Origin of the sequence: Nocardioides sp. (genome assembly GCF_036503465.1) — a bacterium.
In the GTDB taxonomy this organism is placed as follows: Bacteria; Actinomycetota; Actinomycetes; order Propionibacteriales; family Nocardioidaceae; genus Nocardioides.
On sequence record NZ_DASXWU010000032.1, the window covers coordinates 73,218 to 98,396 of the forward strand.

General features: G+C 71.9%; 30 protein-coding genes. 11 read left to right on the forward strand and 19 right to left on the reverse strand.

Translation table 11 applies throughout. The features are described from left to right. Positions 1–5: 5 nt before the first annotated feature. Entirely contained in the window at positions 6–950 is a 945-nt protein-coding gene (locus VGK78_RS05295) for a cation diffusion facilitator family transporter (protein ID WP_331526425.1), read from the reverse strand. A gap of 53 nt (positions 951–1,003) precedes the next feature. After that, positions 1,004–1,813, reverse strand: a complete 810-nt coding sequence (locus VGK78_RS05300; RefSeq protein WP_331526426.1) for a SigB/SigF/SigG family RNA polymerase sigma factor — start codon at positions 1,811–1,813, stop codon at positions 1,004–1,006. Positions 1,814–2,108: 295 nt separating this feature from the next. On the opposite strand from VGK78_RS05300, the gene VGK78_RS05305 reads away from it, so the two are divergent. Together VGK78_RS05305 and VGK78_RS05310 are read left to right on the forward strand one after the other, a co-directional pair. Next, positions 2,109–2,276, forward strand: coding sequence for a hypothetical protein (locus VGK78_RS05305; RefSeq protein WP_331526428.1), 168 nt, complete (start codon positions 2,109–2,111; stop codon positions 2,274–2,276). Between the two features lie 47 nt (positions 2,277–2,323). After that, on the forward strand, positions 2,324–2,863 hold the full coding sequence (locus tag VGK78_RS05310) for a type 1 glutamine amidotransferase domain-containing protein (protein WP_331526429.1): 540 nt from the start codon (positions 2,324–2,326) through the stop codon (positions 2,861–2,863). An 11-nt stretch (positions 2,864–2,874) separates the two neighbouring features. Here VGK78_RS05310 and VGK78_RS05315 read toward each other — a convergent pair whose 3' ends face one another. After that, a complete protein-coding gene (locus VGK78_RS05315) occupies positions 2,875–3,285 on the reverse strand; it encodes a hypothetical protein (protein ID WP_331526430.1) in 411 nt (136 codons plus the stop codon). 348 nt (positions 3,286–3,633) lie between these two features. Here VGK78_RS05315 and VGK78_RS05320 point away from each other — a divergent pair, with 348 nt between their 5' ends. Then, positions 3,634–3,819 (forward strand): hypothetical protein, encoded by a 186-nt coding sequence (locus VGK78_RS05320; RefSeq protein WP_331526431.1) that lies wholly within the window; start codon positions 3,634–3,636, stop codon positions 3,817–3,819. 22 nt (positions 3,820–3,841) lie between these two features. On the opposite strand, the gene VGK78_RS05325 is transcribed toward VGK78_RS05320, so the two are convergent. After that, positions 3,842–4,570: a dienelactone hydrolase family protein gene (locus VGK78_RS05325; protein WP_331526432.1), complete on the reverse strand. Its 729-nt coding sequence runs from the start codon at positions 4,568–4,570 to the stop codon at positions 3,842–3,844. 138 nt (positions 4,571–4,708) lie between these two features. On the opposite strand from VGK78_RS05325, the gene VGK78_RS05330 reads away from it, so the two are divergent. After that, on the forward strand, positions 4,709–5,296 hold the full coding sequence (locus VGK78_RS05330) for a sigma-70 family RNA polymerase sigma factor (protein WP_331526433.1): 588 nt from the start codon (positions 4,709–4,711) through the stop codon (positions 5,294–5,296). Further along, on the forward strand, positions 5,293–5,793 hold the full coding sequence (locus VGK78_RS05335) for a hypothetical protein (RefSeq protein WP_331526434.1): 501 nt from the start codon (positions 5,293–5,295) through the stop codon (positions 5,791–5,793). Before VGK78_RS05330 ends, VGK78_RS05335 begins: the two co-directional genes overlap by 4 nt. 215 nt (positions 5,794–6,008) lie before the next feature. On the opposite strand, the gene VGK78_RS05340 is transcribed toward VGK78_RS05335, so the two are convergent. Genes VGK78_RS05340 through VGK78_RS05350 form a run of 3 tightly spaced genes read right to left on the reverse strand, consistent with a single transcriptional unit; the run spans position 6,009 to position 8,843 of the window. Continuing rightward, positions 6,009–6,446, reverse strand: coding sequence for an SET domain-containing protein-lysine N-methyltransferase (locus VGK78_RS05340; protein WP_331526436.1), 438 nt, complete (start codon positions 6,444–6,446; stop codon positions 6,009–6,011). Beyond that, positions 6,439–7,674 carry a cysteine desulfurase-like protein gene (locus tag VGK78_RS05345; protein ID WP_331526438.1) on the reverse strand — a complete coding sequence of 412 codons (1,236 nt, stop codon included), beginning with the start codon at positions 7,672–7,674 and terminating at the stop codon, positions 6,439–6,441. The genes VGK78_RS05340 and VGK78_RS05345 overlap by 8 nt, the downstream gene beginning before the upstream one ends. Further along, positions 7,671–8,843 (reverse strand): acyl-CoA dehydrogenase family protein, encoded by a 1,173-nt coding sequence (locus VGK78_RS05350; protein WP_331526439.1) that lies wholly within the window; start codon positions 8,841–8,843, stop codon positions 7,671–7,673. The genes VGK78_RS05345 and VGK78_RS05350 overlap by 4 nt, the downstream gene beginning before the upstream one ends. 24 nt (positions 8,844–8,867) lie before the next feature. Here VGK78_RS05350 and VGK78_RS05355 point away from each other — a divergent pair, with 24 nt between their 5' ends. Further along, positions 8,868–9,305: a CoA-binding protein gene (locus VGK78_RS05355; RefSeq protein WP_331526440.1), complete on the forward strand. Its 438-nt coding sequence runs from the start codon at positions 8,868–8,870 to the stop codon at positions 9,303–9,305. A 7-nt stretch (positions 9,306–9,312) separates the two neighbouring features. On the opposite strand, the gene VGK78_RS05360 is transcribed toward VGK78_RS05355, so the two are convergent. The 7 genes from VGK78_RS05360 to VGK78_RS05390 all read right to left on the reverse strand — a co-directional run bounded on the left by VGK78_RS05360 (position 9,313) and on the right by VGK78_RS05390 (position 14,259). After that, on the reverse strand, positions 9,313–9,732 hold the full coding sequence (locus VGK78_RS05360) for a DUF5709 domain-containing protein (RefSeq protein ID WP_331526441.1): 420 nt from the start codon (positions 9,730–9,732) through the stop codon (positions 9,313–9,315). 55 nt (positions 9,733–9,787) lie between these two features. Further along, positions 9,788–10,306 carry a 5-(carboxyamino)imidazole ribonucleotide mutase gene (purE, locus tag VGK78_RS05365; RefSeq protein ID WP_331526442.1) on the reverse strand — a complete coding sequence of 173 codons (519 nt, stop codon included), beginning with the start codon at positions 10,304–10,306 and terminating at the stop codon, positions 9,788–9,790. Then, complete coding sequence (locus VGK78_RS05370; protein ID WP_331526443.1) at positions 10,299–11,492, reverse strand: 5-(carboxyamino)imidazole ribonucleotide synthase; 1,194 nt, start codon at positions 11,490–11,492, stop codon at positions 10,299–10,301. The genes purE and VGK78_RS05370 overlap by 8 nt, the downstream gene beginning before the upstream one ends. A 22-nt stretch (positions 11,493–11,514) precedes the next feature. Continuing rightward, positions 11,515–11,871 (reverse strand): winged helix-turn-helix domain-containing protein, encoded by a 357-nt coding sequence (locus tag VGK78_RS05375; protein WP_331526444.1) that lies wholly within the window; start codon positions 11,869–11,871, stop codon positions 11,515–11,517. Between the two features lie 116 nt (positions 11,872–11,987). Continuing rightward, positions 11,988–12,971, reverse strand: a complete 984-nt coding sequence (locus VGK78_RS05380; protein ID WP_331526446.1) for an adenylate/guanylate cyclase domain-containing protein — start codon at positions 12,969–12,971, stop codon at positions 11,988–11,990. Next, positions 12,958–13,473 carry a PH domain-containing protein gene (locus tag VGK78_RS05385; RefSeq protein WP_331526447.1) on the reverse strand — a complete coding sequence of 172 codons (516 nt, stop codon included), beginning with the start codon at positions 13,471–13,473 and terminating at the stop codon, positions 12,958–12,960. The genes VGK78_RS05380 and VGK78_RS05385 overlap by 14 nt, the downstream gene beginning before the upstream one ends. Positions 13,474–13,485: 12 nt before the next feature. Further along, the gene (locus tag VGK78_RS05390) at positions 13,486–14,259 is read right to left on the reverse strand and encodes a biotin--[acetyl-CoA-carboxylase] ligase (protein WP_331526448.1); all 774 of its coding nucleotides are present in this window, start codon (positions 14,257–14,259) and stop codon (positions 13,486–13,488) included. Positions 14,260–14,350: 91 nt separating this feature from the next. Between VGK78_RS05390 and VGK78_RS05395 the strand changes: the two genes are divergently transcribed. From VGK78_RS05395 to VGK78_RS05410, 4 genes are all read left to right on the forward strand, one after another. Next, complete coding sequence (locus tag VGK78_RS05395; protein WP_414690635.1) at positions 14,351–15,916, forward strand: acyl-CoA carboxylase subunit beta; 1,566 nt, start codon at positions 14,351–14,353, stop codon at positions 15,914–15,916. Beyond that, positions 15,913–16,143, forward strand: coding sequence for an acyl-CoA carboxylase subunit epsilon (locus VGK78_RS05400; RefSeq protein ID WP_331526450.1), 231 nt, complete (start codon positions 15,913–15,915; stop codon positions 16,141–16,143). Before VGK78_RS05395 ends, VGK78_RS05400 begins: the two co-directional genes overlap by 4 nt. A 598-nt stretch (positions 16,144–16,741) precedes the next feature. After that, complete coding sequence (locus VGK78_RS05405) at positions 16,742–18,085, forward strand: HNH endonuclease (RefSeq protein WP_331526452.1); 1,344 nt, start codon at positions 16,742–16,744, stop codon at positions 18,083–18,085. A 73-nt stretch (positions 18,086–18,158) separates the two neighbouring features. After that, positions 18,159–18,596: a hypothetical protein gene (locus tag VGK78_RS05410; protein ID WP_331526453.1), complete on the forward strand. Its 438-nt coding sequence runs from the start codon at positions 18,159–18,161 to the stop codon at positions 18,594–18,596. Here VGK78_RS05410 and VGK78_RS05415 read toward each other — a convergent pair. Next, positions 18,529–20,748 (reverse strand): hypothetical protein, encoded by a 2,220-nt coding sequence (locus tag VGK78_RS05415; protein WP_331526454.1) that lies wholly within the window; start codon positions 20,746–20,748, stop codon positions 18,529–18,531. The genes VGK78_RS05410 and VGK78_RS05415 overlap by 68 nt on opposite strands. Further along, complete coding sequence (locus VGK78_RS05420; protein WP_331526456.1) at positions 20,745–21,488, reverse strand: class I SAM-dependent methyltransferase; 744 nt, start codon at positions 21,486–21,488, stop codon at positions 20,745–20,747. Before VGK78_RS05420 ends, VGK78_RS05415 begins: the two co-directional genes overlap by 4 nt. Before the next feature lie 59 nt (positions 21,489–21,547). On the opposite strand from VGK78_RS05420, the gene VGK78_RS05425 reads away from it, so the two are divergent. Further along, a complete protein-coding gene (locus VGK78_RS05425) occupies positions 21,548–22,138 on the forward strand; it encodes a Maf family protein (protein ID WP_331526457.1) in 591 nt (196 codons plus the stop codon). A 6-nt stretch (positions 22,139–22,144) separates the two neighbouring features. Here the strand turns inward: VGK78_RS05425 and VGK78_RS05430 are convergent, their stop codons facing one another. The 3 genes from VGK78_RS05430 to VGK78_RS05440 all read right to left on the reverse strand — a co-directional run bounded on the left by VGK78_RS05430 (position 22,145) and on the right by VGK78_RS05440 (position 25,167). Then, the gene (locus VGK78_RS05430; RefSeq protein WP_331526458.1) at positions 22,145–22,678 is read right to left on the reverse strand and encodes a GtrA family protein; all 534 of its coding nucleotides are present in this window, start codon (positions 22,676–22,678) and stop codon (positions 22,145–22,147) included. Positions 22,679–22,740: 62 nt separating this feature from the next. Further along, positions 22,741–23,970, reverse strand: coding sequence for an MFS transporter (locus VGK78_RS05435; RefSeq protein ID WP_331526459.1), 1,230 nt, complete (start codon positions 23,968–23,970; stop codon positions 22,741–22,743). A gap of 9 nt (positions 23,971–23,979) precedes the next feature. Next, entirely contained in the window at positions 23,980–25,167 is a 1,188-nt protein-coding gene (locus VGK78_RS05440) for an acyl-CoA dehydrogenase family protein (RefSeq protein ID WP_331526461.1), read from the reverse strand. Positions 25,168–25,179: the final 12 nt, after the last annotated feature.

Consider the following 25,179-nt stretch of genomic DNA (forward strand, 5'->3'; position numbering starts at 1 on the left):
AGAGGTTAGCCAGGCGCCTCCGCGTCGGCCTCGTCCCGGTCCGGGGTCGGATCGAGGAACAGGTGCCGTACCTCCGGGAACCGTTCCTTGACCAGGTCGTCGATCTCGTCCGCGGCCTGTTCGATCTGCTCGGGTGTCAGGTGGTCGGCCAGGTCGACGCGTGCCGCCACCAGGACCTGCTCGGGCGAGAGCCGCATCGTCATCAGCTCCAGGACCCGGTCCACGCCCTCCGCATCGTGGATGGCGGAGGCGATGTCGGACTGCATCCGGGGGGATGCCGCCTTGCCGATCAGGTACTGCTGGTTCTGCCGCCCGAGCCCGTAGGCGACCGCGATCAGCAGGGCGGCGATCGCCAGCGAGGCGATCCCGTCGAACGTGCGGCCGCCCCGGACGGTGTCGAGCCCCAGCCCGGCGGCCGCCAGGACGAGCCCGACGAGGGCGGCACCGTCCTCCCAGACCACCGCGCGCAGTGCAGGGTCCGCCTCGCCGCGGAGGAACGACACGACGGGTGCGCCGGCCTCGGCGGCGTTGCGGCGCAGCTGCAGCACCCCCTTGCCGAACGAGGCCCCTTCGAAGAGGAACGACAGCCCGAGGACCACGAACGCCCACAGGGGCGAGCCCTCCGACCCGCTCGGCGAGAGGAGCGACTCGATTCCCTGGTACGCCGAGAAGCCCGCCCCCAGCACGAAGATCCCCACCGCGGCCAGCAGCGACCAGAAGTACCGCTCCATGCCGTAGCCGAACGGGTGCTTCGGATCAGGCGCCTTGCGGCTCTTGCGCAGGGCCGCCATCAAGAACACCTGGTTCATGGTGTCGCCCACGGAGTGGGCGGCCTCCGACAGCATCGCCGAGGAGCCGGAGGCGAGCCCGGCGACCAACTTCGCGACCGCGATCAGCAGGTTGGCCGTGCCGGCCACGAGCACGGTAGAGGTGGACTCGTCCTCTGCCATGTCCTGTTGAGTACCCGATCACCCGCAGACCAGCAGCGGCCTCCGGGGTCGATTCAGCTGACGGTCCCCAGCTCGTCGCGCAGCCGCGCGAGCAGCGCGGAGAGCAGCCGCGACACCTGCATCTGGGTGATGCCGAGGACCTCACCGATCTCCGACTGGGTCGCGCCCTTGAAGAACCTCATCTCGAGCATGATCCGCTCACGCCGGTCGAGATGGGCCAGCAGCGGCTTGAGCGCCACGCGTGCCTCGGCGCTGTCGAAGGACGCGTCCTCGTCGCCGAGCCGGTCGCCGATGCCGCCCTCGTGGTCACCCGGAGCGGCGTCGAGCGAGGTGGGCGCGAAGCAGCCGTTGGCGGCCAGCGCCTCGACCACGAGATCGAGGTCGAGCCCGAGCCGGTCGGCGATCTCGCTCGGGCGCGGCGCGCGCCCCAGCTCCTGGCACAGGTCGGACTCGACGGCGGTGATGCGCGCCTGGGCCTGCTGCACCGAGCGAGGAGGACGGACGCTCCACCCGTGGTCGCGGAAGTAGCGGCGTACCTCGCCGCGGATGGTCGGCACCGCATAGCTGAGGAAGTCGGTGGCCCGCTCGGGATCGAAGCCGCGGGCGGCCTTGACCAGGCCCAGGTAGGCGACCTGCTCGAGGTCGTCCACCGCGACGCCGCGGGACCGGTACCGGCGGGCGACGTCGACGGCGATCTGCATGTTGATCTCGACGATCGTGTCCTCGAGCATGCGGCGTTCATCGCCGGTCGCCGTGGCTGCGAGCGCGAGCAGACGCGCCGTCGCGTCGCGCCGCGGGAGCTCCGCGATCTCGTAGGGATCGTCGGTATGGAGAGGAGGGGATTCGGTCGTGAGGGTGGCCACGCGAGACACGCACCTTTCGGAAGGCTTCCGGTGCTGCTGGACGTGGCAGGGGGTCTCGACCACTTGTCACTGGTTTAGCACTCCCGGACAGCGCCGGAACACACCCCTAGGGGGGTGAACACCTCACCCCCCGAGGCGCCGGCCCCCGTGGCCCCCGCCTGGGCGGTACCGCTCAGGCGACCCGGGGAAGACCGTCCGCATCCTGGACGACGCGCTCGCCAGGCCGTGCGCCTGCGCTGCACCGGCACTGTCGGAGGGCCCTGCATGAGCAGGAGGGTCTCGGGTACGGCGAGGCATGAGCGAGATGGGGCACAAGAACGAGGAGCGTCCGGTCGAGGTGGAGGGCGTGCCCGAGGGCGAGGAGATCTCCCAGGGAGACGCGGCCGAGCGCATCGACGAGGACCCGGACGAGCAGGAGAACCGTCGCGACCCGGTGTGGAACGACGAGGACCACGAGGACTGACACGGGACTGACAGAGGGCTGACAGCGGATCGAGAGGAGCAGAGGTCATGGCCGAGCTGGACGGCAAGACCATTGCGTTCCTGGTGGCGACCGAGGGCGTGGAGCAGGTGGAGCTCACCGAGCCGTGGGCGGCGGTCGAGAAGGCCGGAGGCGTCCCGCGCCTGCTGTCGGTCGAGGCGGGGAAGGTGCAGGCCCTCAACCACCTGGACAAGGCGGACACCTTCGAGGTGGACGCCGTCGTCGCCGACGCCGACCCTGCGACGTACGACGGGCTCGTGCTGCCCGGTGGCGTCGCGAACCCGGACGCCCTGCGCACCGACGAGGACGCGGTCGCCTTCGTGCGCGACTTCGTGGAGGCGGACCAGCCGGTGGCCGCGATCTGTCACGCGCCGTGGACGCTCGTGGAGGCCGACGTGGTGCGAGGACGCCGGATGACGTCCTGGCCGAGCCTCCAGACCGATCTCCGGAACGCCGGCGCGGAGTGGGTGGACGAGGAGGTCGTGGTCGACGGCCGGCTCGTCACCAGCCGCAAGCCGGACGACCTGCCGGCGTTCGACGAGGCGATGGTGGAGTTGTTCGCGGGCTGATTCGCCCGGCGTCAGACCCGGGAGCCGGCGATCGCGAGCGCGACCCGGTGCACCGCAAGACGCAGGTTGGTCGCCGGGAGGTGGGTCCTGATCCGGCGCTCCACGAAGGGGCGCGCGAACTCCGGGAAGTCCGCGCGGCCGAACGGATCGAAGAGGTGGATCGCCTCGTGAAGCCCCTCGAGGGCGTGGTGCTCGAGGCCGCGACGCCGTGAGTCCGTCAGCGCGAGCCGGTCGGCCACCTCGCCGATCAGGGGCAGGTTGAGGTGCAGGGCCCGGAACTCCAGGGCCCGGGCCTCGCCCGGCTGGGCATGGGCCGCGCGGGTCAGCAGGTCGCGGGTCAGGATCCGCCTGGTCTGGTCGGCCCAGTCGGCCGGAGACTTCTCGGTCACGGTCGAGCCGGGGGGCTGCTCCACGACGCGCATCGCACCACTCTGTCCACTCGGGGGCGTCGCCCATCGCCCGGCTTGGTCGGCCCTGGTCCGGTCGTGCCTGAGGCCGCCCGGACCGGGCCGCGGCGACTATGTACCCCTGGCCTCGCGGCTCCAAACACGCCTCGAGGCGGGGAAATTCGCTCCGGCGGACCGAACCCTCCGGCTGGCTGCTCAACCAGAGGGCCTGTCCCCGCCACAGGTGGCGGACACCGGGACCGTGCCCACCTGGTGAGGATCGAAACGAGCGGGTACGAGCGATCCGATGGATGCTGCAGTCACGGGTCGGCAGCCGCCGGCTGCGGGCGATCCGCCCGGCCACGTAGTCGCAGGTGAGGACGCGTGAGCCGCCCATCCGTCCGCGCCACCTACTTCTGGCTGATGGGCACGTGCATCGTGCTGATCGTCCTGGCCTGGAACGTCGTCCGTCTCTGGTCGGTCCCGGCGGCCGTGGCGATGAGTGCCGTCGCGGCCATCATCCCTCCGGTGGCCGCCATGTGGGCCGGCCGCGGGCGCGGTGGCGGCTGACGACCCATCCCCCATCCCGGCATCACCCGCTCAACCTGCGGTCGAGCAGGCCCCGCAGCTCGTCGAAGGACCGCTCCGCGCCCGCCTCCTGGTAGGCCGCCGTGTCGTTCATCGTGTACCCGTGCGCTGCATCCGGGTAGATCTCGTTCGTCGCCGTCAGACCGGCGGCGTCCAGCGCCGCACCCAGCCGCTCGACGGCGGCCGGGCCCATCGACCGGTCGTGGTCGGCATGCCCGAAGACGTACTCGGCACGCGTGCCGGAGACCAGCCGGTGTGGGCTCTCCGGGTCGTCCTCGACGGCCAGGGCCGCGCCGTGGAAGCCGGCGACGGCCACGACGTCCCCGTCCAGGGCCGCCGTTCGGACGGCGAGCCGGGCGCCCATGCAGTACCCGACCGTGCCGACCTCGTCGCCGTCGGCGTGCTCACGCAACGCGGCCAGGTACGCCGGGATGTCGCGGCGCGCCAGCTCGGGCGTGAGGTGGCCGATCCGCGGCCCGGCGTGGGCGAAGAACGCCTCCCCCGCTCCGGGCTCCCGGAGGTCGGTCTTCGGTGACGTCTCGTCGGCCGAGCCGTCGCGGTGGAACACGTTCGGCGCCAGCACCGTGTAGCCCCAGCTCGCGATGCGGTCGGCCATCTCCGCGATCTGCGGGCGGATCCCGTAGGCGTCCATGAACAGCAGCACGCCGGGTCCGTGTCCGGTCAGGTATGCCTGGGCCGGCCCGTCGGGGGTCTGGATCTCGATCAGGTTCACGGGCTCACGTTAGGCCGGGGCCTGGATCGCCGCCGAAAACGGTCGAATGCGCATGACGAGCCGGTCGACCCGCGATAGGTTCGTGACCCAGTCATTGAGGTATCAGGACCGCTCGGGCGGATCTCCTGTGGGGGTGTGATGGCCACGCACGGCGCACCGGGAGGACCCACCTCCTCGGCGTTGTACGACGCGGCCACCGACGCGTTCCGGCGCTGGCGCACGGGCGACGAGCCCGCCCTCGACGACCTGGTCCGGATGATGAGCCCGGTGCTGTGGCACGTCGTACGCGCCACCGGCCTCGACCGCGAGGCCGCCGAGGACGTCGTCCAGAACACGTGGCTCACCCTGGTCCGTTCCGCCGACTCGGTCCGCGACGCCCAGGCCATCACCCGCTGGCTGTGCACGGCCGCGCGCCGCGAGGCCTGGCGGGTCAGCAAGGTCTCGACGCGCTCCCGGCCGGTCGAGGACGAGGTGCTCGACGCCCGCATGCCGGTGCAGAGCTCGCCCGAGTCGGAGGTCGTCACCAGCGACGAGCAGGCACACCTCTGGCGGGCCCTCTCCCGGCTTCCCGAGCGGTGCCAGAAGCTGTTGCGGATCGTGGCCTGGGAGCCGCGGCCCGACTACTCCTCGGTCGCCGACAGCCTGGGGATGCCGATCGGGAGCATCGGCCCCACCCGTCGGCGCTGCCTCGACAAGCTGCGTCTCGAGCTGGGCGGGCTGGCATGAACACCTTCGACGACGACCTCCTCCAGGCGATGGCCGACCTCTACGCCGCGCTCGATCCGGCGCCGGCGGACCTGGCCGACGGCGTCCTGGCCCGGCTGGCGGTGCAGGACCTCGAGGCGGAGTTCGAGCTGTTCACCCTTGTGCAGCCCGTCGACACGCTGGCCGGCACCCGGCACGGCGACGAGCCCGAGACCAGCGCGACGGTCGCGCTCGAGTTCGCGGGGTCGGCGTACCGCGTCCTGGTGCGGATCAGCGACACCGACGACGGTCGCCGGCTCGACGGCTGGGTCGTGCCGGCCCTGCCGATGCGGGCCCTCCTCGGTCCCCAGGGCGATGCCCTCGCGCACACCCGGCAGAGCGCGTACGCCGACCGCGAAGGCCGCTTCGAGTTCCCCGCCGCGGTGACCGGCGAGGTCCGGCTGTGGCTGCTCCCGCAACGCGGCCGCGGGGACGGCGACACCGTGCCCGCGTTCGTGACGCCGCCCTTCCTCGTCTGACCGCGGGCGGCCGACGGATTTTCCGGGAACGTGTGTATCAGGCGCCCGTTGACCGGCTCTTGAACGTCAGCGGCCGGGAACGCTGATTCGGGGGAACAGCGCCCCCGGCCGACACGGGAGAGAGCGCCGACATCGTCGGCGTCACGGGCTGGATCGCGGTGCATCGGGGGGTTGCCCTGCGATCCGGCCCTTCCGCGTGTCACCAAGCCTCGGCGTCAGCCCGCTCGGCTCGCCTCGACCAGCCGCCGGACGCGCGGCGCCCACCATCCGTCGTAGCGCCGCTGCAGCTGCGGGATCCGCCAGTCGGTGCCCTCGACCATCTGTCGGCAGCGGTAGCTCGGGCAGTGGCACCGGAGGCACCAGTCGGGCTCGACGGTGCTCATCGCGTAGTCGGTCACCAGCTCGGTGCCGGCAGGCACGTCGGTCATCGTCGCCAGCGTGGACCCGTCGACCCAGCCGACGTTGGGGTCGCAGGAGTGGTTGGGGAAGTCCACACCGAGGCTCTCGATCCGACCGTGTTCGACCGCGGCAGCCCGCAGCACGACCGAGCGGGCCGGGAAGTCGGAGGTCGCGAACAGACCGCGTCCGGCGATCTCCGACGGTCGCACCTCCACATCCGGGTGGACCCACGAGCCCGGCTGGGGCTCAGGCACCGTCCAGACTCTCGGTCAGCGCCTCCAGGAGCCGGTCGACGTCGCGGTCGTCGTTGTACGGCGCGAGACCGATCCGCAGACCTCCGGCCGTGCCGAGACCGAGCCGTCGCGACGCCTCATAGGCGTAGAACGATCCCGCCGGAGCGTTCACGTTGCGGGCGGCGAGATGGCGGCGTACGTCCTGGGGGTCGTGGCCGGCGAACGTCGCGAGCAGGGTCGGGGTACGCCGGGCCGCCCGGCTGTGCAGGGTGACACCGGGAAGCGACACGAGGTGCTCCTCGACCCGGGCCCGGAGCCGGTCCTCGTGCTCCTCGACGGCGGCGAGCGACGCGACCAGCCGCAGGCGCCGCGAGCCCTCGCCCGGCACCAGGTCGGCCAGGAAGTCGACCGCGGCGGCCACCCCCGCGAGCAGCTCGTAGGCCGGGGTGCCGAGCTCGAAGCGCTCGGGGACACCGTCGCTCGAGGGGGCGAGCTTGTCGGGGCGTAGGGGCTCGAGCACCTCCGGGCGCGCGGCCAGCACGCCGCAGTGGGGGCCCAGGAACTTGTACGGCGAGCAGGCGAAGAAGTCCGCGCCGAGCGCCTCGACGTCGACGGCGACGTGCGCGGTGTAGTGGACCCCGTCGACGTAGAGCCGGGCGCCGGCGGCGTGCGCGAGCCCAGCGATCGCGGGCAGGTCGGGGCGTGTGCCGAGCAGGTTGGAGGCCGCGGTGACCGCGACCAGCCGGGTGCGGTCGGACAGCACCGCCTCGACCTGGCCCGGGTCGAGCTCGGCGGTCTCGGGGTCGAAGTCCGCCCATCGCACCGTCGCCCCCGCCCGCTCGGCCGCGATCGTCCAGGGCCGGACGTTGGCGTCGTGGTCGAGCCGGCTGACGACGACCTCGTCACCCGGCCCCCACCCCTGCGCGAGGGTGCGCGCGAGGTCCATCGTCAGCTGGGTCATCGACCGGCCGAAGACGACACCGCGCGGGTTCACGTTGAGCAGGTCGGCCATTGCCTCCCGTCCGTCGCCGAGCGCTCGGGAGGCGTTCCGCTCGGCCGGTGTGACGTCTCCGTCGTTGGCCAGCGGACCGGCGAGCGTCTCGTACACCGCACGCGCGACGACGTCCGGCGTCTGCGAGCCCCCGGGCCCGTCGAAGTGCGCGGCACCGAGCCCCTCCCCCTCAGCCAGCTGCGGGAAGTGGGCGCGCACGCGCGCGACGTCGTACGCCGTGCTGGTCGAGGTGGTCACAGCTCGGACTGCACGCCGGCCAGCAGCTGGCGCGCCATCACGATCCGCTGCACCTGGTTGGTGCCCTCGTAGATCTGGGTGATCTTGGCGTCGCGCATCATCCGCTCGACCGGGTAGTCGCGGGTGTACCCGTAGCCACCGAGCACCTGCACGGCGTTCGTGGTGACCTCCATCGCGACGTCGGAGGCGAAGCACTTGGCTGCGGCGCCGAAGAAGGTGAGGTCGTCGTCCCCGCGCTCGGAGCGACCGGCCGCGGCGTACGTCAGCTGTCGCGCGGCCTCGACCTTCATGCCCATGTCGGCGAGCAGGAACTGCAGCCCCTGGAAGTCGCTGATCGGCTTCCCGAACTGCTGGCGTCCCTTGGCGTACTCGAGCGCGACGTCCAGCGCCCCCTGGGCGACACCGACCGCCTGCGCGGCGATCGTGATCCGGGTGTGGTCGAGAGTCCTCATCGCGGTCTCGAAGCCGGTGCCCTCGGCACCGATCATCCGGTCGGCCGGCAGCCGCACGTTGTCGAAGTACACCTCGCGCGTGGGGCTGCCCTTGATGCCGAGCTTCTTCTCCTTGGCCCCGAACGTGACGCCTTCGTCGGACTTCTCGACCACGAACGCCGAGATGCCGCGGCTGCGTTTCTCCGGGTCGGTCACCGCCATCACCGTGTAGTACTCGCTGACGCCGGCGTTGGTGATCCAGCGCTTGACCCCGTTGAGCACCCAGTCGTCCCCGTCCCGGACCGCCCTGGTCTTCATCGCCGCCGCGTCCGAGCCGGCGTCGGGCTCGGAGAGGCAGTAGGAGAACCCGCCGTCGCCGGCCGCGAGCTTGGTCAGGTAGCTCTTCTTCAGCTCCTCAGAGCCGCTCAGCATCAGCGGCAGCGATCCGAGCTTGTTGACGGCGGGGATCAGGCTGCTGGCCACGCAGACCCGGGCGACCTCCTCGATCACGAGCACGGTGGCCAGCGCGTCCGCGCCGGCGCCGCCGTACTCCTCGGGAACGTGGGGCGCGTGGAAGTCGGCCTGCTGGAGGGCCTTCGCGGCCTCCTCCGGGTAGCGGCTGTCCTCGTCGACCTCCGCGGCGTACGGCGCGACCTTGGCCTCGCAGACGTCGCGGACCGCCTGTCGGATCGCCCGGTGCTCCTCGGAGAGCGCGAACATCGGGAAGTCGGTGCTCATGGCCCGGATTCTAGGCTGGGGCACATGGACGAGTGGCAGCGAGATGAGTGGGTCGACCTGATGCTGGACGACCTCGATACCTGGGCCGTGGTCGGGCTGTCCGGCGACCGGGGGCGCACGGCGTACTCCATCGCCGACCTGCTGCAGCGGCGCGGCAAGCGGATCGTGCCCATCCACCCGCGGTTCGCCGACGAGGACGGCGAGGTGCTCGGTGAGCGCGGCTACGCGGCGCTCGCGGACGTCCCGTTCCCGATCGACGTGGTCGACGTGTTCCGCCGCTCGGACGCGGCCGGCGAGTTCGCCGACCAGGCGGTGGCGTGCGGCGCGAAGGCCGTCTGGTTCCAGCTCGGCGTGATCGACGCCGACGCGTTCCGGCGTACGACGGAGGCCGGGGTGCCGATGGTGATGGACACCTGCCCGGCGATCGAGTGGCGCCGCCGGGACCGGCCGCGCTCGGCGTGACCGGTTCCTACACCTGGTCCTCGTCGACCGTGTGGACCGCCGCCTCCTCGGCCGACGCGGCCGCGCCGTCGATGCCCACGTCGTCCGCGACGTCGTCGTCGTGGTCGTCCGGGTCGGGCGTGAGCCGACCCGAGCGCTCGTCACCGACCTCGTAGCCGTCGGACGGGTCCGTGCCCTCTTCGCCCAGGAGCTCGGCCTCCTGGCCCTCGGCGGTGTGGTCGACCTCGGCGGACGGGTCCGGCTCCTCCTGCTCCATCCGCTCCTCGAGGCTGTCGCCCTCTGCATCCTCGGCGGGCGTCACCGCGTGCGCCACGTTGCGACTGGGGCGTTCCGGCGGCGACATCCCCTCGTCGAGCACGTCGTCCACGCCACGGTCGTCGAGCGTGTCGGCGGCCTGCAGCTGGTCCTGGTCGAAGTTGCTGCTCATGACCCGGTCGTACCCAGGCCGCGCGGCATCAACCCCGGTGCAGCACCAGGGCGCTCTAGGAGAAGCCGAGCTTGCGTCCGCTCGACGAGCGGACCTTCTTGCCCTTCTCCAGGGCCGTCTGGCGGAGGTCGGCCTGGAAGTCGAGCATCTGCTGCTGGAGGTCGGCGTCGGAGGCCGCGAGGACGCGCACCGCGAGCAGCCCGGCGTTGCGGCCGTTGCCGACCGCCACCGTCGCGACCGGGACGCCGGAGGGCATCTGCACGATCGAGAGCAGGGAGTCCATGCCGTCGAGGTGCTGCAGCGGCACGGGAACGCCGATCACCGGCAGGGGCGTCACGGCGGCGAGCATCCCGGGCAGGTGGGCCGCGCCGCCGGCCCCGGCGATGATCACCGACAGCCCGCGGGCGGCCGCCTCGCGTCCGTAGGCGAGCATCTCGTCGGGCATCCGGTGCGCCGAGACGACGTCGGCCTCGTAGGCCACGTCGAACTCCTTCAGCGCCGCCGCGGCCGCCTCCATCACCGGCCAGTCGGAGTCGGAGCCCATCACGATGCCCACCCGAGGCGCGTTACTCACTCTCGTCTCCCAGCTCTCCGGCGAACCACGCCGCCGCGTGGCGGGCGCGCTCCAGACACTCTTGCAGGTCGTCGCCGTAGGCGTTGACATGGCCGACCTTGCGGCCGGGACGCGGCGCCTTGCCGTACAGGTGGACGCGCAGACGGGGGTCGCGGGCCAGGGCGTGCGGATACCCGTCGTACAGAAGGCCGCCCGAGTCGCTGGGGCCGCCGAGGATGTTCACCATCACCGTCCACGGCGCTCGGGCCACGGGCGAGCCGAGCGGCAGGTCGAGCACCGCACGGAGGTGGTTCTCGAACTGCGAGGTGACCGCACCGTCCTGCGTCCAATGTCCCGTGTTGTGCGGGCGCATCGCGAGCTCGTTGACCAGGATCCGGTCGTCCACCGTCTCGAACAGCTCGACCGCGAGGATGCCGGTCACGTCGAGCTCGCGAGCGATCCGCAGCGCGAGCTCCTGGGCCTGCGTGGCGAGCCCGTCGGACAGGCTCGGTGCGGGCGCCACGACCTCGTGGCAGATGCCGTCACGCTGCACCGACTCGACGACGGGGTACGCCGCGGCCTGGCCGCTCGGGCTCCGCGCGACAAGGGCGGAGAGCTCGCGCCGGAAGTCCACGCGCTCCTCGGCCAGGATCCGCGACCCCGTCGCGGCCGCGGCGTCGAACGCCGGCGCGCACTCCTCCGGCGTACCCACGAACCAGACGCCCTTGCCGTCGTAGCCGCCGCGGCTGGTCTTCAGCACGCAGGGCAGGCCGAAGTCGGCGACCTCCTCGGCGTCCGAGACCGCACGGAACCTCGGCACCGGCGCTCCCAGGGCCGCCAGCGCCGCACGCATCACGAGCTTGTCCTGGGCGTGCACGAGGGCGCCGGGACCCGGTCGCACGGCAATGCCCTCCTCCTCCAGCACGTGGAGGTGACCGGTGGGCACGTGCTCGTGGTCGAAGGTGACGACCCGGCAGCCGGCCACCAGCGCCTGGAGCGTGGCGAGGTCGGTGTAGTCCCCCACGTCGTGGTCGGGGATCACCTGGGCGGCCGAGACACCCGGCGCCTCGGCGAGCAGCCGCAGCGGGATGCCCAAGGCAGCGGCGGGCTCGGCCATCATCCGGGCGAGCTGACCGCCGCCGACCACGGCCACCGTCGGTGCCCCGGCCGCCGCGGAGCGGCCGTCCGCAGCGTCTCCGGGGCTCACCCGGAGAAGGGTAGAGCCGCGCTCAGGCGGTGCGGACCTCGGCCTCCTCCGAGGCGCGCAGCGCGTTGGACGAGCCCGGCGCGTCGACCTCGAAGCGGAGACCGTGACCACGCACGGTGGTGATCAGGCTCGGTGCGCTCGGATCGTCGCCGAGCTTGCGGCGGACCCAGCCCAGGTGCACGTCGATCGTCTTGGACGACGTCCAGAAGGTGGTGTTCCACACCGTCAGCATCAGCTCGTCGCGGGACACGACGGACCCGGCCCGCTGCATCAGGAAGAGCAGCAGGTCGAACTCCTTGCGCGAGAACACGATCTCGCGATCATCGCGCCAGACCCGGCGGGTAGCCGGATCGATGGCAACGTCCTGGACCTTGAGCACGCATCGAAAATACGGAGCCAACACCTGCCCGCGCCGAAGAATCGGTCAACTCGCGGGCCGCCGAGGGTAAAATTCCCCGGGTCGTGTCACCCGGTCTAGGCCATCGGGACCATGCCTCAGTGACGCCGAACGGCCACGGGTTCCACCAGTCCGAACCCTCTCACCGGCCGCGCCGGCAGCGGACGCGCCTCGAACTGGTCCTCCGGCAGAAGTCCCGCGGTGGCGCCGTCGACGATGATCCGGTTGCGCCGCGCGACGGCTGTCAGCCGGGCCGCCATGTTCACCGGTGGCCCGAACACGTCCCCCAGCCGCATCACCACGGATCCGGTGGACAGCCCCACGCGGACGTCGGGCATCCGCTGGTCGCGGCCGATCACGCTGATGATCCCCTCGGCGGTGTCGTAGGCGCGGATCGGGTCCTCGTTCACGAACAGCACCGCGTCGCCCAGGCTCTTGATCACCCGGCCGTGCTGTCCCGCGACGACGTCCGCGCACCGGGACTCGAAGATCTCCACCAGGTCGCCGATCCGGTCGTGGTCGAGCCGATTGGTGAGCGCCGTGAAGTGCACGATGTCCGCGAAGCCGACCGTGACCTGGGTGGTGTGCAGGTCGGCGTCCTCCGCCCCCAGCGCCTCCACCCGTGCGACCGCCGCCGCGAGGTGCCGGCGCCACACGTAGACCAGGAGCCCCTCGAAGGGTCCGTTCAGCGCGTCGAGGAGCCGCAGCGCGGCCGTCGCCCGCGATCCCGTGGCGTCCTCCCCCGACTCCATCTCCTGGACCCGGTGCACCAGGGTCGCGACCTCCCAGTCCGCGAGCCGGGCCATGGTCTGGCCCACGGCCCGGGTCAGGTCGACGGCCATGTCGAAGTCGATGGTCCCCTCGGCGACCAGCCGGAGCAGCGTGGACACGGCGTCGGCGTCCGCCTGCGTGAAGGCGCGCTCGTTGCCCCGGTCGGGGAAGCCCAGGGCGCGCCACAGTCGCTGGGCCTGCTCGATGCTCGCCCCGGTCTCGGCCGCTACCTCGAGGGCGCTGTAGACGACGTCCTCGCCCAGGATGGCGTGCTCGAGCTGCTGCGCGGGGGTCTCGTCAGGTGCCGTCATCGTCCTGTCGGTCGGCGACGGAGGCGCTTCCTGCCCCACCGAGCAGCTCGGTGATCTGGCGCTGTACCTGCTCCACGTGCGGGATGTCGTGGAGCCGGACCGAGCCGTGCGTGCTCGCGTCGCTGATCACGAGCGTGCCACAGCCCAGCATCCGGTCGACGATGCCCATGTCGTAGGCCACGTCGCTGATGCGCATCAGCGGGATGTCGTGCCCCTTGCGGGACAGGATGCCTTCGCGGGTGATCAGCCGCCTCGTGGTGATGGTGTAGGTCGAGGTGAGCCAGTCGAGGAACGGCCGGAGCACCCACCACACGATCACGATGAGCGCGAGGATCCACACCACCAGGCTGGCGAAGCCGTTGCCGATCATGCGGTCGAGGAAGATCGCGACCGCCAGCGTGATGACCAGGACCAGGCCCGGGAGGATCAGCGCCTTCGGATGGGTCCGGGTGTCGACGACGACCGACTCGCCCTCGGTCAGCAGCTTCTGTGAGATGGCCACGGCGAGAGTCTGTCACTCGGAGGGGCGGACGTGCACCACATCGCCGGCCGCGACGACGACCGTCCCCTCGGCGTTCTCGACGACCAGCCGGCCGTGCTCGTCCACGTCGACAGCGCGGCCCTCGAGGGTCTCGCCGCCCGGCAGCTCGACCCGGACCTCCTGCGCGAGCGTGTCGCACAGTCCGCGGTAGTCACGCAAGGTGTCTCCGGGCGATCTGACCGCGGCGTCCAGACCGGTCCGGAGCTGGTCGAGCAACTCCCCGAACAGCTCCGTGCGGTCGCGCGGACCCGTCTCGAGTGCCAGCGAGGTGGCCGTCGGCACCGGCAACTCGTCGGACGTCTGGTCGACGTTGAGCCCGATGCCGACGACCGCCAGCGGGGTGTCGGCTCCCCGCCCACGCACGTGGACCCGCTCCACGAGGATCCCGCACACCTTCCGTCCACCGAGCAGTACATCGTTCGGCCACTTGAGCGAGCCCCCGACCGTGCGCGCCACGGCGTACCCTGCGACGAGCGGCAGCAGCGGCCACCACTCGTCGTCGAGGCCCGGGTCGACCACGGCCGAGAACGTGAGCGCCGCACCCTCGGGAGTCACCCAGGTGCGTCCGAGCCGCCCGCGTCCCGCGGTCTGGTGGTCGGCGACCACCACGAGGCCGGGTTCCGGGGTGGTCGCTGCGAGTGCGTTGGTCGACTCGGCCTCGGCGTGCAGGTGCACCTGCCAGCGCGGGCCGGCGGCCTCCTGGAGGCGTTCGAGGACGAGCGGTGCCCGTGGAGTGGCGTCGTTCATGAGCACTAGTCTCGGGCAGGTGAGCGCCCCATCGACGCACCAGCCCACCCACCTCGGCGAGGGCACCGACGTACCGCCTCCCGACTCCGGGATCGACATCCACACCACGGCCGGGAAGCTCGACGACCTCCACCGGCGGCTCGACGAGGCGATCCACGCCGCCTCCAAGAAGGCGGTCGAGAAGCAGCACGCGAAGGGTCGCAGGACCGCACGCGAGCGCATCGAGATGCTGTTCGACGAGGGGTCGTTCGTCGAGCTCGACGAGCTCGCGCGTCACCGGTCGACGGCGTTCGGACTCGAGAAGCGCCGGCCCTACGGCGACGGCGTGGTCACCGGTTACGGCACGGTCGACGGGCGCCAGGTGTGCGTGTTCAGCCAGGACTTCACGATCTTCGGCGGCTCCCTGGGCCAGGTGTACGGCGAGAAGATCACCAAGGTGATGGACCTCGCCATCAAGACCGGGTGCCCGATCATCGGCATCAACGAGGGCGCGGGTGCGCGGATCCAGGAGGGCGTCGTCTCGCTCGGCCTGTACGGCGAGATCTTCCGCCGCAACGTGCACGCCTCGGGCGTGATCCCGCAGATCAGCCTGATCATGGGCTCCTGCGCCGGCGGCCACGTCTACTCCCCCGCCGTCACCGACTTCACGGTGATGGTCGACGGCACCTCGAACATGTTCATCACCGGTCCCGACGTGATCAAGACGGTCACCGGTGAGGACGTCACCATGGAGGAGCTCGGCGGCGCGCGCACCCACAACACCAAGTCCGGCAACGCCCACTACATGGGGTCGGACGAGGAGGACGCGATCGAGTACGTCAAGGCGCTGCTCTCCTACCTGCCTCAGAACAACCTCGACCCGGCTCCGGCGTACGACACCCCCTCCGACGACGAGATCACCGACCGCGACCGCACCCTCGACACCCTGGTGCCCGACGGCGCCAACCAGCCCTACGACATCCACGAGGCGATCGCCGCCGTCCTGGACGACGAGGAGTTCCTCGAGGTGATGGCGCTGTTCGCGCCCAACATCGTGGTCGGCTTCGGCCGTGTCGAAGGGCGGTCTGTTGGGGTGGTGGCCAACCAGCCGATGCAGTTCGCGGGCACCCTCGACATCGACGCGTCGGAGAAGGCGGCGCGGTTCGTGCGCACCTGCGACGCGTTCAACATCCCGGTGATCACGTTCGTCGACGTGCCGGGCTTCCTGCCGGGCACCGACCAGGAGTGGAACGGCATCATCCGGCGTGGGGCCAAGCTGATCTACGCCTATGCCGAGGCGACGGTCCCACTGGTCACGATCATCACCCGCAAGGCCTACGGCGGAGCCTACGACGTGATGGGCTCCAAGCACCTCGGTGCCGACATCAACCTGGCCTGGCCGACCGCGCAGATCGCGGTGATGGGCGCCCAGGGCGCGGTGAACATCCTCTACCGCAAGGAGCTCAAGGAGGCCGCCGACCCCGAGACGACGAGGGCGCAGCTGATCACGGAGTACGAGGACACGCTGGCCAACCCCTACCTCGCCGCCGAGCGGGGGTACGTCGACGGCGTCATCCCCCCGCATGAGACCCGGATCGAGATCGTCAAGGCGCTGCGGCTGCTGGCCTCCAAGCGGGAGATCCTGCCGAGCAAGAAGCACGGGAACATCCCCCTGTGACGGACGAATCCGCCAGCGAAGCGAGCTCCGCGCCGTACCTGCGCGTCGTCAAGGGCGACCCGACCCCGGAGGAGCTCGCGGCCCTGGTGGCCGTGCTGGCCACGCTCGGCTCGCCTGACGCGGCGCCCCCACGTCGTACTCAGGAGTGGAACGCACCGCGACGGATGCACCGCGTGGTGCCGCCGCACGGGCCGGGCGGCTGGCGGGCGTCGGGACTTCCCCGCTGAGCGGCCCCGGGCAAAATCTTCGCGACTTCGCGCCGGAGCCCGGGTCGCGACCTACCGTTTCGGAAGAGCGCGCGACCAATGGGGGGTCGTCGCAGACGTCGGGGGGTTCCATGATGAGCTCACAGATGAGGGACGCGTCCGGGACGCAGGGCACGGCGCTTATGGCGCATCCTCGGGGTGCGGGCTTCCGGGTGCTGAGCCGGATGGCACGGAGCGTGGCCGAGGAGCCCGAGGAAACTCACCGCCCGCGATGGGAAGAGTCCGTCCCGGCGGATGCGCCGGACCCGGGTGAGGTGTCCGCGGCCGAGGATTGACCTCCGGTATCCACGCGGTGGGGAGCAATCGGCCGCCGTGAGGATGACGTTCGCTCGGATCGATGCGTCAGCCGGACGCGCAACGGCGCGTCGCCCGTCCGCGCCCCGGAACGTGTCACACCTGCAGGCAGAAAGGGTGGCCGGCCGGATCGGCGAGCACGGGACGCTCGCGCCTCTCGACCGTTCGGGGCCGGGCCGCCGTGACCCGTCCCCCGCCGGTCCGTCGTCCACAAGGGGCGGATCGAGGGTGGCGACTGTCTGCCCAATGGTCTATCATCGAACATATGTTCGATCTCTCGGGAGTCTCGGAGCCGGCGGCCACGCCGCTCGATGCGCGCGCCATCGACACCTTCCGTGCGCAGCTGTCGGCCGCGCTGGAGTCGCCGAGCGGGCTCGACGACGGGGGACGTGTGGATGCGATCCGTGGGCTGGAGGCGCTGGCCTGCGTCGTGACCGCGGCACAGGCACACCTGTCGGTCGAGCTCGACACGTCGCGTCGCGAGGAGCGTGCGGCGAAGGGTGTCCCGGCCGCGCAGCTGGGCCGCGGAGTCGGCCAGGAGGTCGCCCACGCACGGCGTGAGTCGCCGCACCGCGGACAGCGCCACCTCGGACTCGCCAGGATCGCCACGACCGAGCTGCCGTCGACCTGGCGCGCATGGCGCGCCGGGAGGATCACCGAGTGGCAGGCGACGCTGATCGCCCGCGAGACCGCCTGCCTCTCCCGCGAGGATCGTCTCGCGGTCGACACCGCGGTCGCCGGTGACCCCGCCCGACTCGAGCGGATGGGGCTGCGGGAGCTGGTCGGTGAGCTGCAGTCGGAAGCCAACCATCTCGACCCGGCCTCCGTCGTGGCCCGGCGCCGTCGGGCAGAAACCGACCGACATGTCACCCTCCGCCCCGCGCCCGACACGATGACCTGGCTGACCGCTCTGCTGCCGGTCAAGGACGGCGTCGCGGCGTACGCCGCACTGACCCGGTCCGCCGACTCGGCGCGGGCGGGTGGCGATCGGCGTGGCAAGGGCCAGGTGATGGCCGATGCGCTGGTCGGCCGAGTGGTCGAGGGCGACACAACGACCGCAGGTCACCAGCGCGTGTCGCTCAACCTGGTGATGACCGACCACGACCTGTTCGGCGCCGGTGACCAGCCGGCGTACGTCGACGGCTACGGCCCGGTCCCCAGTGAGCTCGCCCGCGAGATCGTGGCGGGCGCCTGCACCAGGAAGGAGGAGCTCTGGCTCCGTCGGCTCTACTGCCACCCGCGCACCGGTGAGCTGGTCGCAGCGGACTCGAGGTCACGCCTGTTCCCGCGGTCGCTGGCCCGCTTCATCCGCCTCCGCGACCGGGTCTGCCGCACTCCGTGGTGCGACGCACCCGTGCGACACCTCGACCATCCGGTGCCGCGAGCAGACGACGGACCCACGAGCGAGGTCAACGGCCAGGGGCTCTGCGAGGCGTGCAACTACGCCAAGGAGGCGCCCGGCTGGTGGGCCAGACCATCCCCCGGCACCGACGGGCACGAGATCGAGACGACGCTCCCGACCGGCCACCGATATCGCTCCCGACCACCGCCGATCGTGGCGACGGTCCGGCGTACGCCGATCCGGATCGACTTCGTCCTGGCCACCTGATCGCCCGAACCGACCACGGCGGTCGAGTGCGCCCCGTAGCCTCCCCTCGATTCCATCGGGGGAAGGAGCCCGGATGCTGAAGGTGGTCGTCGTGCTGGCAGTGGTCGCAGTCCTGGCCGGTCTGGGGACGAACTGGCTGCGCGACAGGGGCAAGGACCTCGCGCACCATGCCATCGACCTGTCGCTGCCGGGCACGGTCGAAGGGCCTGCCTGGTCACCGGTCAGCCACGGCCACGCCGTGCGGGCCGACCGGGTGCGGTTCGCGGACGGGCACGTGACCACGGTGCGCTGCCACCTGACGTTGGGCACCTACTCCGTGCGCGTGGACCATGGGTTCACGTTCTCGCCCCAGCCGGGGGCCATCCGCCGAGGGTGCCCCGGACGGTCGCTGCGCGCCTCCCTGGAGCACGCCACCCGGATCGACGCCGAGCCGAGCGGCCGGGTCATCCGGCTGACGTTCTCCGACCGGGACGGCGCCACCGTCGCCACCCTGCGCGGCCGGTCGGGCTGAGGGCCGCCGCCAGCGACCAGAGTGCGCCGCCGAGCAGGGCCAGCACCCACGCGGCGACCTCGGCGGTCCAGCCCGGCGGGTCGAAGGCCACCTCGACCGACTCTCCCTGCGCCGAGGCCGGCAGGTGGACGGTCACGAGGTACCCGTCGACGGGGTCGCCCAAGGAACCAGCAGAGGTGGAGTAACCCGGCCAGTCGAGCAGGCTCAGGACCACCATGCCTCCGCCGGCCGGCACCCGGTCGACGCGGAACGTCGTGCTGGTCGCATCGGCCTGCACCGAGGACACCATGGTGCCCGGCGAGGTCCACGCGACGTGGCCGGCTCGTGGCACCGGCGTACGCCGGGTCCACAGCACGGCGTACGGCGTGTGCTCGGCGACCTGCCAGCCCGCGGGCGGGTGCCGGAGCCGCCGCGCGGGGAAGTCCTGGCGGATCAGCAGCAACGAGCTGACGCCGAGCAGGTCCACCCGTTTCGTGCCTGTCGTCGGCTCGGTCGTGAACAGGGTGTCGAGGAGCTGCGGGCAGGTGTCGCCCTGGTAGTAGACGCAGTAGCGGTACTTGTACACGCGCTGGCTGACGGCGGTGTAGGTGTTCTGCGCGGGCAACCCGGTCAGGTACCAGCCCGAGCCGATGGGCAGCTGGCGCGCGGCGCCGGGGTCGGTGCGGTCGAGCACGTCGGTCGCACCGACCTGCAGGAGGTCACCGACGGCGTCCGGGTACAGCGCCTGGTACGTCGAGAGCTCGGTCGGGGCGTTGCGTTGCGGTGAGGGCGGCGTCGGGAAGAACGCGTGCTGGACCCCGAACGCCGCCAGGGTCACCACGCCGGCCACGGGTGCCAGCCAGGAACGTCGTCCCGTGCGCAGCAGCCACCACAGGAGCACGATCGCCCCGGCGACCAGCGCCGTGGCGCACAGGTGCGCGCGCCACTCCGACGACGCCCGCACCACCGCGAGCAGAGCTGCCAGCACCACCCAGCCCATGGAGAGGGCGAGCCGGCGCGGCGAGGGACGCGCGAGCCCGAAGCGCGAGCCCGCCACGGCGACCAGGACCACCAGGCCCGTGACCAGGAACGGCGCCAGCCGCAGCGGCCAGCGCAGCGGCCCCAGCTGTGAGGGTCCGTCGACGATCGCGAGGGTGACCACGGTGACGACGATCAGCCCGCCCAGCGGCCGCCAGGCCCGCCGAGCCCGGCCCCAGTCGATCCAGAGCGCCGTCGGCAGCAGCCAGGCCAGGTAGGCGTAGGGCAGCAGGTGCGAGGAGACGTTGGGCACCGAAGAGGTGGGCAGGACACCCGCGATCAGCGCGAGCGGGTCCGTGCTGAACTTCCCACCGAACGGGGTGAAAGCACTCGACCGGTCGCTCACCGACGACGTGAGGACCCCGGGCAGGTAGACGGTGAGCGCGACCAGTCCGAGCAGGATCCCCGCGCCCAGGACGCGCAGCGCCGCGGCGCGGTCGCGCGTGAGGTAGCAGTCGACGAGGCAGGCGGCGATGGCGACGACGAGCATGATCGTGCCGAACACGTAGCCGACGCTCACCAGCAGGTAGCCCGCGGCCAGGGCCGGCAGTGGGTTCGCGCCGCGCAGCATCGTGCGGCGCAGGCCCCACCAGGCCCACGGGAACAGCGCCCAGATCATCTCCCCGGCCGCCCAGGACGGCAGGTCCAGGTACTGGGTCATCCCGCCCATCGGGGCCAGCACAGCGGCGACGTACGCCGCGGCCGGGGGCGCGTCGTACGAGCGGACGAGCAGGTAGATCCCGACCACCGCCGCCGCGACCAGGGCGAGCTTCACCGCGACGGTCAGCACCAGCATGTCCGGCACCACCGTGGCCAGCAGCCCGATCCCGATGGTCAGGGGCGACCACAACCCCCACTGGCCCTCGGCGGCGATGTTGCCGGACCGCCAGGCGTGCGGGTCGAGCGTGGCCCAGTGGCCGTGCCGGACGAGGTCGCCGAGGTGGTACCACCAGCCGTAGTACGCCGCGGGGGTGTCGCCGTACCAGTAGTAGTGGTGGTCGCCGACCAGTAGCAGGCCCAGGCCGACGAGCACGGTCAGCACCGCGAGCCCGGCCCACCGCGCGTCGGTGCGGACGCCGCCGACGCCGCTGACCTCGCTGACCTCGCTGACCTCGCTGACGGGGGGGCGTGTCACCGCCTGACCGCCGCGAGGAAGACCGACGAGCCGAACGGGAGGTCGCGCCGAACCAGCGCCCGGCGGTCGAGGCTGCACAGGCCGAGCAGGACCCGCTCGACCACCGGCGACACCGGCGGGAGGTCGACGACGTCGGCCGGCCCGGTCGCTCCGGAGGACCCGAACCGCTGTTGCACGGCCCGCATCGCCCGTTCCGCGGCGAACGCCGGGAAGACCGCGCTGAAGCCATAGGTCGCCCGGAGCACGTCGAAGCCGGCCGCCCTCACGACCGCGACCGCCCGCTGCCGGGTGTAGCGGCGATGGTGGCCGTTGGCCACGTCGTGGTCGGACCAGGCCCACTGGTACGCCGGCACCGAGAGCAGCAGCCGCCCCTGGGGCTGCAGCACCCGGCGCAGCTCGGCCAGGGCGACGTCCTCGGGCTCGCAGTGCTCGACCACGTCGAAGGCGCTGACCACGTCGAAGCTGCCGTCGGCGAACGGCAGGGCGAGCACCGATCCGCAGACCCCGCTCGGTGCCTGCAGGCCGCGGCCGTCGAGGTCGAGCGAGACCTTCTGCGAGGCGCGCAGCCACCCGACGCTGGGTCCGTCGGCACTGCCGACGTCGAGCAGTCGCTCCGCGGACCCGACGTACGGCTCGAGAGCGGTGCGCAGCATGTCCGACCTCGCGCGGTACCACCAGTAGTCGGGGTTGCGGATCGATGGCGAGCCGCCGTGCGGGGTCGCAGGGGTCGGGCCGGGCACGCCGGAACACTAACCGCCGCCCCTGAGTGCCTCCTGGTCGGCTCTGCCAGACTCCCCCGGTGATCCCGCTCGTCCTCGCCTCGGCCTCACCCGCCCGTCTCGCCACCCTGAAGTCGGCCGGCGTGGAGCCGTCGGTGGTCGTCTCGGGGGTCGACGAGTCACAGGTCACCGGGCTTCCGCCGGCCGACCTCGCCCAGCGCCTCGCCGAGCTCAAGTGCGCGGCCGTCGCCGACGAGGTGGGGTCCGGACGTCTCGTCCTCGGCTGCGACTCCGTCCTCGAGCTCGACGGTCAGGCGCTGGGCAAGCCGGAGGACCCGGACGAGGCAGTACGCCGCTGGCGGACCATGCGCGGGCGCACCGGCGTGCTGCACACAGGCCACTGCCTGCGTGAGACGACGTCCGGCCAGCAGGCCACCGGCACCGGCTCGACGGTCGTCCACTTCGCGGCGGTTACCGACGACGAGATCACGGCGTACGTCGACTCCGGCGAGCCCCTGCAGGTGGCGGGTGCATTCACCATCGACGGGCTCGGCGGCGCGTTCGTCACGGGGATCGAGGGTGACCACCACAACGTGGTCGGGCTCAGCCTGCCCCTGCTCCGCGACCTGCTCGGGGAGCTCGGCCACGACTGGACCGCCCTCTGGCGGTAGCGCGGATCAGACGCGGTCCTCCGAGGACCGTTCGGGGTCGAGCAGCGGGCGCGCGGGGCCGAGCAGCGACGCCGGATGGTGCGCGAGATCGGTGGCGTGGACCGGCTGGCGGAAGACGAACCTGCGGAACAGGTAGAACCGGGCGGCCTGGCCGAGCAGCTGGCCGACGACGTTCCCGGCGATGTTGTCCGAGAAGGGGTCGGTGAGCCCGAGCACGTGCCGGCTCACCCAGAGGCAGGCGATCGCCAGCGGCATCGTGACCAGGTTGATCACGAAGAACGCGGTCCGCCCGCCGTCGGGATGCACCGGCGGGCGGTGCTGGAAGGTCCAGTGCCGGCTCAGCTGGTAGCTGACGAGCATCCCGAAGACGTTGGCGATGACGAATGCCGCGATCGCATGCTTGACGAGCCAGGGATGGCTGGTGATGTACAGCCCGTGCGCCAGGAAGTTGAAGACCAGGAACGACGTCAGCGTGGACAGCCCGCCGGTGACCATGAAGCGCCCGATCTCCACGACGATGTGGGGCAGACGCGTCGGCACGTGGGCAGTCTAAGGAAGAGCCCCTCCGAACCGGGTAACAGCCACCGTCGCGCCCGCCTGCGTCAGGTGGACTCCGCCGCCGTGTCGCGCGCCTCCTCCTCCAGGACGACGGCCGAGACCGGGTGCTCGCGCTGGAGGGTCTCGGGCGCGGCCAGGACGAGGAGGACCGGCAGCGCGCACACGACCGCGCACAGCACGAACGCCGGGGAGTAGCCGGCCGCGTCGGCCACCCAACCGGTGACGACCGGTCCGAGCACCGCGCCGAGGTCGCCGGCCATCTGGAAGACCGCCACCACGGTCCCGCCCCGCCCCGCCACCACGTCGCCCATCACGGCGCCGGGCGCCACCGAGTCCGAGGCCGCGGCGACGCCGATCATCGCGGTCGCGATGACCAGGCCCGCGATCGCCGGAAGTGCGGGCAGCAGCAGGAAGGCCATGGCCCCCACGAGCAGGCCCAACGCGATCACCGGACGACGACCGACCGTGTCGGCGACCTTGCCGGTGGGCAGCAGCAGCGCGCCGCTGACGAGGCTGACGATCAGGAAGGCGGCGTACACCCAGCCGGCCGAGAGGTGCAGTGACTCGCGCACGTAGAGCGGCAGCATCGCCGAGCGGGCCCCGACGAGGGCGAAGTCGCCGGCGAACGCCGCGGCCAGCGCGGCGAGGTAGGCCCGGTGCCGCAACGCCACGAGCAGTGCCAGGGGCTCGGACCGGGCCGCCTGCCGGGCGGCCAGGTTGCTGTGCCGGAGCGCCCCGAGCCCGATCAGCCCGGCGACGACGAGGGTGCCGGCGTACAGGAAGAACGGCAGTCGGAGCGAGAACGTCGCCACCGTGCCGACCGCAGGCCCGGCGACCATCCCGATCAGGAAGGACCCCGCCCACACGCCCTGGGCCCGGCCTCGCAGATGGCTGGGCGTCACCCTGACCAGGAGACTGGCCGCGCTGACGCTGAACATGATCGAGCCCACGCCGCCCGCGCCGCGCAGGACGAGCAGCTGCCAGTACGACTGGGAGAGCCCGGCCAGGGCGCTGCTCACGGCGACCACGCCGATGCCGGTGGCGAGCAGCACCCGCTCGCCGGCGCGGTCGATCAGCCGGCCCACGAACGGCGCCATCGCGATCCGCATCAGTGCGAAGGCGCTGACGACGGCCCCGGCCGCCGCCTTGCCGACCCCGAACTCGCGGGCGAACAGCGGCAGCGCCGGTGCCACCAGCCCGAAGCCGAGCGCCACCATGAAGCCGACCCCCGTCAGTGCCCGCACCTCGGCGGGGAGGTCGCGGAGCAGGCGCACCGCTCGACGCTACTCGACCGGCAGGCCGAGACCCCGGGCGATGAGCATCCGCTGGACCTCGGAGGTGCCCTCACCGATCTCGAGGACCTTGGCGTCGCGGTAGAGGCGAGCCACCGGGTACTCCTCCATGAAGCCGTATCCCCCGAACACCTGGGTGGCGATCCGGGTCGCCGTCACCGCGGACTCGGTGGCGTACAGCTTGGCCACGGACGCAGCCTGCTTGAGCTCGCTCAGCTTCGGGCCGCTTCCGTGGCGCATGGCGTCCTTGGTCGCGGCGGCCTTGTAGACCAGGAGACGGCTCGCCTGGAGCATCACCTCGAGGTCGGCGATCTGGAAGGCGACGCCCTGCTTCCGTCCGATCGGGACCCCGAACGTCTGCCGCTCACCGGCGTACTGCAGGCAGGCGTCGAGGCACGCCTGGATGCAGCCGACCGCCAGCGCGGCGATGGCGATGCGCCCGTCGTCGAGCGTGGCCAGGAACTGCGCGTATCCACGGCCCCGCTCGCCCAGCAGGTTGCCCTCGGGGATGCGGACGTCCTCGAGCGTGATCGGGTGGGTGTCGGAGGCGTGCCAGCCGAGCTTGTCGTACGCCGGCTCCGCGGTGAACCCGGGCGCGTCCGCCGGGACGATGAACGCCGAGATCTCGGCCTTCCCGTCGTCGTTCTGGCCGGTGCGGGCCGTGACCGTCACGCACGAGGTGAGCTCGGAGCCGGAGTTGGTGATGAACTGCTTCGCTCCGTTCAGCACCCACTCGCCGTCGCCCATCTCGGCGCGGGTGCGGGTAGCCCCTGCGTCGGAGCCGGCGCCCGGCTCGGTGAGCCCGAATCCCGCGAGGGCCTGGCCGGCGACGAGGTCGGGGAGCCACCGCTCCTTCTGCTCGTCGTTGCCGAAGGTGAGGATCGGGTTGATCCCGAGCCCGACCGCCGCCTCGAGCGTGATGCCCATCGACTGGTCGACCCGGCCCAGCTCCTCGATCGCCACGCAGACGCTGGTGAAGTCGCCGTCCTCGCCCGCCCCGCCGTACTCCTCCGGCGCGGTCAGTCCCATCAGTCCGAGCTTGCCCATCTGCTGCACGACGTCGGTCGGGAAGTGGTGGTCGCGGTCCCATTGCGCCGCGTGCGGCGCGATCGCGCCCTCCGCGAACTCGCGCACGACGCGCCGGAACTCCTCGTGCTCCCGCGACAGCTCGAACGTCATGCCGGACATCGT

Bases quoted from the DNA above. Each gene is read 5' to 3' on its own strand.
- VGK78_RS05295 (WP_331526425.1), bottom strand. From the start codon at position 950: ATGGCAGAGGACGAGTCCACCTCTACCGTGCTCGTGGCCGGCACGGCC.
- VGK78_RS05305 (WP_331526428.1), top strand. From the start codon at position 2,109: ATGAGCGAGATGGGGCACAAGAACGAGGAGCGTCCGGTCGAGGTGGAG.
- VGK78_RS05310 (WP_331526429.1), top strand. From the start codon at position 2,324: ATGGCCGAGCTGGACGGCAAGACCATTGCGTTCCTGGTGGCGACCGAG.
- VGK78_RS05315 (WP_331526430.1), bottom strand. From the start codon at position 3,285: ATGCGCGTCGTGGAGCAGCCCCCCGGCTCGACCGTGACCGAGAAGTCT.
- VGK78_RS05330 (WP_331526433.1), top strand. From the start codon at position 4,709: ATGGCCACGCACGGCGCACCGGGAGGACCCACCTCCTCGGCGTTGTAC.
- VGK78_RS05335 (WP_331526434.1), top strand. From the start codon at position 5,293: ATGAACACCTTCGACGACGACCTCCTCCAGGCGATGGCCGACCTCTAC.
- VGK78_RS05350 (WP_331526439.1), bottom strand. From the start codon at position 8,843: ATGAGCACCGACTTCCCGATGTTCGCGCTCTCCGAGGAGCACCGGGCG.
- VGK78_RS05355 (WP_331526440.1), top strand. From the start codon at position 8,868: ATGGACGAGTGGCAGCGAGATGAGTGGGTCGACCTGATGCTGGACGAC.
- VGK78_RS05360 (WP_331526441.1), bottom strand. From the start codon at position 9,732: ATGAGCAGCAACTTCGACCAGGACCAGCTGCAGGCCGCCGACACGCTC.
- VGK78_RS05380 (WP_331526446.1), bottom strand. From the start codon at position 12,971: ATGACGGCACCTGACGAGACCCCCGCGCAGCAGCTCGAGCACGCCATC.
- VGK78_RS05390 (WP_331526448.1), bottom strand. From the start codon at position 14,259: ATGAACGACGCCACTCCACGGGCACCGCTCGTCCTCGAACGCCTCCAG.
- VGK78_RS05405 (WP_331526452.1), top strand. From the start codon at position 16,742: ATGTTCGATCTCTCGGGAGTCTCGGAGCCGGCGGCCACGCCGCTCGAT.
- VGK78_RS05410 (WP_331526453.1), top strand. From the start codon at position 18,159: ATGCTGAAGGTGGTCGTCGTGCTGGCAGTGGTCGCAGTCCTGGCCGGT.
- VGK78_RS05440 (WP_331526461.1), bottom strand. From the start codon at position 25,167: ATGACGTTCGAGCTGTCGCGGGAGCACGAGGAGTTCCGGCGCGTCGTG.